The organism is Microcoleus sp. B3-D7, from assembly GCF_036705305.1.
In the GTDB taxonomy this organism is placed as follows: domain Bacteria; phylum Cyanobacteriota; class Cyanobacteriia; order Cyanobacteriales; family Microcoleaceae; genus Microcoleus.
Genome location: NZ_JAUBUE010000106.1, coordinates 1 through 4,340, shown reverse-complemented (window position 1 = coordinate 4,340; position 4,340 = coordinate 1). Strand labels below are relative to the sequence as shown.

At 42.2% G+C, this 4,340-nt stretch carries 2 protein-coding genes; one reads left to right on the top strand and one right to left on the bottom strand.

Annotated elements, in window-relative coordinates; all coding sequences use genetic code 11:
• Window positions 1–279 precede the first annotated feature (279 nt).
• The gene (locus tag QUB25_RS29345; RefSeq protein WP_333188960.1) at window positions 280–1,605 is read left to right on the top strand and encodes a hypothetical protein; all 1,326 of its coding nucleotides are present in this window, start codon (window positions 280–282) and stop codon (window positions 1,603–1,605) included.
• A gap of 527 nt (window positions 1,606–2,132) precedes the next feature.
• Here QUB25_RS29345 and QUB25_RS29340 read toward each other — a convergent pair.
• A complete protein-coding gene (locus tag QUB25_RS29340; RefSeq protein ID WP_333188959.1) occupies window positions 2,133–2,873 on the bottom strand; it encodes an SIMPL domain-containing protein in 741 nt (246 codons plus the stop codon).
• Window positions 2,874–4,340 lie beyond the last annotated feature (1,467 nt).

Here is a 4,340-nt window from a genome sequence, read left to right as displayed (position 1 = left end):
TTTTTAAACTACGACTCATAAACGCACCATAAAAGCTATCTCTCTATTATATGCAACTTCACATAAAATTGGTATAAGCTAAGACTGTTCCAGATGTCCGATCGCGCGCCTCCAGCTTCTTCAAGCTCGAATGAACCGCGAGCCGCTAGGGCCGTAGTGGTCAGTACCTTTAATAATCTACTTCTTAAGTAACAGTCAAAATCTAGTTCTTAGGCAGTAGATTTTCTGAGAAGTATATAGTTAGGCTAGTAAATGTAGCAGTAATACCCAAGGATATCTATGACTGATAATAACCAGCCTTTTAACCAGCCTGAAGCCAATCCTAACTTCCAGGAAAAGAATGTTGACAATAGCGAGAACCAGCAGCTTCAGGCTCAGACTAACGAAAATGCAGAATCACAGGAAGATCAATCATCAGGCTCAGGCATTGGTGCGAGGATAGCTGGAGCAGCAGTCGGTGGTATACTGGGTGCTCGCTCTGGAGGCATTATTGGTGCTGTAGCAGGCTCAGTAGCTGGCGCTATGATTGGTAAAGGTACTGCTGATACTGTTAACCGTGCTGTAGATAATTTAGGGGATGCAGCACACACTGTAGCAGACGGTATTAAACACACTGTAGAAGAGCTAGGGACAGTAGCAAGGGAAACTGCTGAGGAAGTTAAACCATCTATCAAAGCTACAGCAGAAGCAGTCAAGGAGACTGTTGAGGAAACTAAGCCTTCGATTAAAGGTATAGCCGAATCTGTCAATGAGACAGTTAGGGAAGCCAAGCCTTCTGTAGTAGATGCAGTCAAGAGCGCATCCGAGGAAGTCAAACCTACGATTAGAGAAGTAAAAGATTCAGTCAAGCAGACAGTCGAAGGTGTCAAGCCATCTATACAAAGTGCAGCGGACTCTATTAAAAGTACGGCTGATGAAGTTAAGCCTTCTGCCAAAGCTGTAGCTCAAGAAATTGAGGGCGCAACTAAGGAGTTTAGATCGACTGTAAAAGATACAGCGAAGGCAGTGGAGCCATCTATAAAAAGTGCAGCCGAATCGCTTCAGTCATCTGGCAAGAGTGCAGCCCAATCAATTAAGTCATCTGCTCAAAGCGCAGCCGAATCTGCTAAAGGTGCAGCGCATAATGTTAAGTCATCTGCCCAAAATGCAGCCGAATCTGCTAAAGATGCAGCGCAGGATGTTAAGCAGGATGTTAAGTCATCTGCCCAAAATGCAGCCCAATCTGCTAAAGGTGCAGCGCATGATTTTAGGCAGGATGTTAAGTCATCTGCCCAAAATGCAACCCCATCTCCTCAAGGTGCAGCGCATGATTTTAAATCATCTGCCCAAAATGCAGCCGAATTTGCTAAACCTCCAGTGCCTGATTTTAGGTCATCTGCCCAAAATGCAACCCCATCTCCTCAAGGTGCAGCGCATGATTTTAAATCATCTGCCCAAAATGCAGCCGAATCTGCTAAACGTGCAGCCCACGATGTTAAGTCATCTGCCCAATATCTAGCCGAATCGGCTGCAGAGGAAAATAAGGATAGTGATCTTCACATCTCCGGCACTCCTAAACTCAAGGATCAAGTGGTCATTAATGACAAGAGAATCATTAAGGACTAGGTAAAGTAAGGGCTTAACTCCAGCTTGTTAAAGCTCGCCCTAAGAGAGTTTAACAGAGAGTGGACCTTAGAAAAGAGTGGACTCTTTTCTGTTTAGGAGGAATGCGATCGCCTAGGGTTTAACGGAGAGTCTATTTATTGAGGAACTCTCCCCCTAAAAAAGGAGATATTCCGTTCATAGTTCATAATAGGTTGTAGCCATTTGGCGTAACTGCTCACCGCAACAAAGTTGCGGTGAGCAGTTATACTTTAACTCAGAGTGCGCCACTTAATATTTCCTTACATAGTGATGAATTTTTCCACCGACTTACTTAGAGTGAAACTTTGTTTGGCGCTAAAATTGTTAAGGCTTTGATTGTTGTGGCTCTTGGGGGCGAAGATACGGAAATATTTGTGTGGGAGGCGAACAATTGCTCGACTACGGGCAGAAGTCGTTAAAACAGCTAAAGTTTTTTGTAGAAAAAGCTGCTTGATAAATTGAGAAATAGTGAGGGTCAAGCTGATGTGGCCAGTTCAACCCCTAACTATTTAATATCCAAATTGCAAAGTCACAGAAGCTTCTACCTGCTGTTCCCATCCCACCACAGGGGTTGTAGCGTCAGCAGCAGCAGCGCGAGTACCAGCCACTTGCCGATACATTGGAGGGGGCGCGATCGCACCGTTGACTTGAAGGCCCAGAATCTCTCCCCGCTTGAGGTTGAGGGCGCTAAAGACTGCATCCGCTTGCGCTTGAGCATCTTGAGTTGCTTTGCGGAGTGCTTGTTTTCGAGCAGATTCGATCGCACTATCGGCAGCGACAAAACTCACACCGTCGATGCGTGTGGCTCCGGCATTCACCGCATCGTCAAGCAAAGTGCCGACAGATGCAGTATTAATCCGAAAACTGACGGTATTCGTCGCCGTATAGCCCGTCAAGCGCTGTTGGTTGTTGTCGAAGTTATAAATGGGATTGAGGGTGATGCCGGCAGTTTCGAGTTTTTCGACTTGGCACGATCGCAGTAACTCTACCACAGCGGACGATCGTCTCGCCGCTTCCTGCTGCACCTGGGCCGCCGTTTTGCCCTGCACCTCAACCCCCAGGCGCACTTGTGTTTGAGTTGTAGGAATCGTTTCCACACCCCGCCCAGTAACACTCAGCGTTCTGATCCGCTGTTCTTGAGCCGCCGCCGGATCTAATCTCACAAAACTCACGAGAGTTAAGGTTAAACACAACGCTGTTACCAGACTGCGGAAATTAATGCGATCTCGACGTTGCAAATTTGAATTCATAAAGTTGATTCTCCTCACATACAACAGATGCTATACTTTACCTTCCCACTGAAATTGCTAAATATCCGGGTTGTTACATTTTTAGCAACTAAAAAAATAGTCAGTAATTCTGAAGAAATTGTGAGTTATTATACTGTCTGCAGGACGCTCCACTAAAAAATCGGTGTTCTGGGCAAAATCAGAGGTTTGGCAATGATAAATAACCATAAACATAGAAACCCACCGGGTTTCTGAAACTGTCGGCACAACTCCTAGTTCATTTTAATTTGAATCCTTAATAAATATTGACAGTAGTTAAGTTTTGTCGCATCTCATAGGTAGTGCAATTAAAATATTCTGATTATAAATGTTCTCAATTGAATCTGTGAAAGCTGGCTCTGTTATTGACTCAAAAAGAGTAGAAACTGTTGGGCCGTTAAATAGGGTATAAATTTAGTTGAGTCACTCAATACAAAAATGCCAGCCCAAAAAACATCTCAAGCCCCAACAAATAGATAAACTACAAAAAGCTTTAATAGAGGGAAAAAAAGCAACTATTCGAGAAATAATTATGATTTTATTATTGCTCAATGACGGCAAAGCAAAATCTAAAATCGCTGATTTTTTGGGTTGCTCAGTCAACAAAGTATCCAACAGAGTGTCTCAATGGAGACACAGACAATCTAGAAAGTTTGATAGATAAAAAAATAGAGGGAAATCACAAAAAAGCCAGACATAAATATATACATATATTATTAATAACTCTAGACAAAGACCCTCAATAAGTAGGATATAATTTTGGAAGATGGACAGCGCAGAGATTAGCAACATAATTATAATAATTCACATAAATAAAATTATATGTAGGACAAGTTCGGAGGATATTAAAGCAAAAAAACTATGTTTACCTCGCTCGCTAAGTATAGCCTAGAGGCCAAGAAAAATCCTAAAAAAAGGACAGCGCTTAAAATAAATATAGCAAAATATTTAAAATTATAAAAAAAAACGCCAGAGCGATTACAGGTATGGTTTTGGGACGACATTGGATTTAGTTTAAGAGTCACCAGCACAAAAAACTGGTGTAAAAAAGGAAGCCGAAAAAAGGTCAGAAGAGACCGAAGAAAAGCCAGAGGTAATGTAATGGGAGCAGGGAGGAATTTGTCTCAAAAAATGTAGGTATAGTTTCTCAAAAGAGGCAATTAATATAAGTTTTATTAAGTGCTAAAACTCTTTTATGAAGAGCTAATCAATGAATGGTATTAGCAAGTAACCAAGCCTCACAATTTGCTGAGAAATGAGCAATAATAGTTATCATTTTTGATAAGGCTAGTTTTCATAAGAAAGAAGAGTACCTGAAAAAACTTGAAACAGAAATGCCTAATCTTCATTGAGAATTTCTCCCCGAATACAGCCTAGAGCGCCAGTCCAGTAAAAGAGGTTGACAAAAAACCTCAAATAGGATGTACCCAAACGACTCACAATACGCCA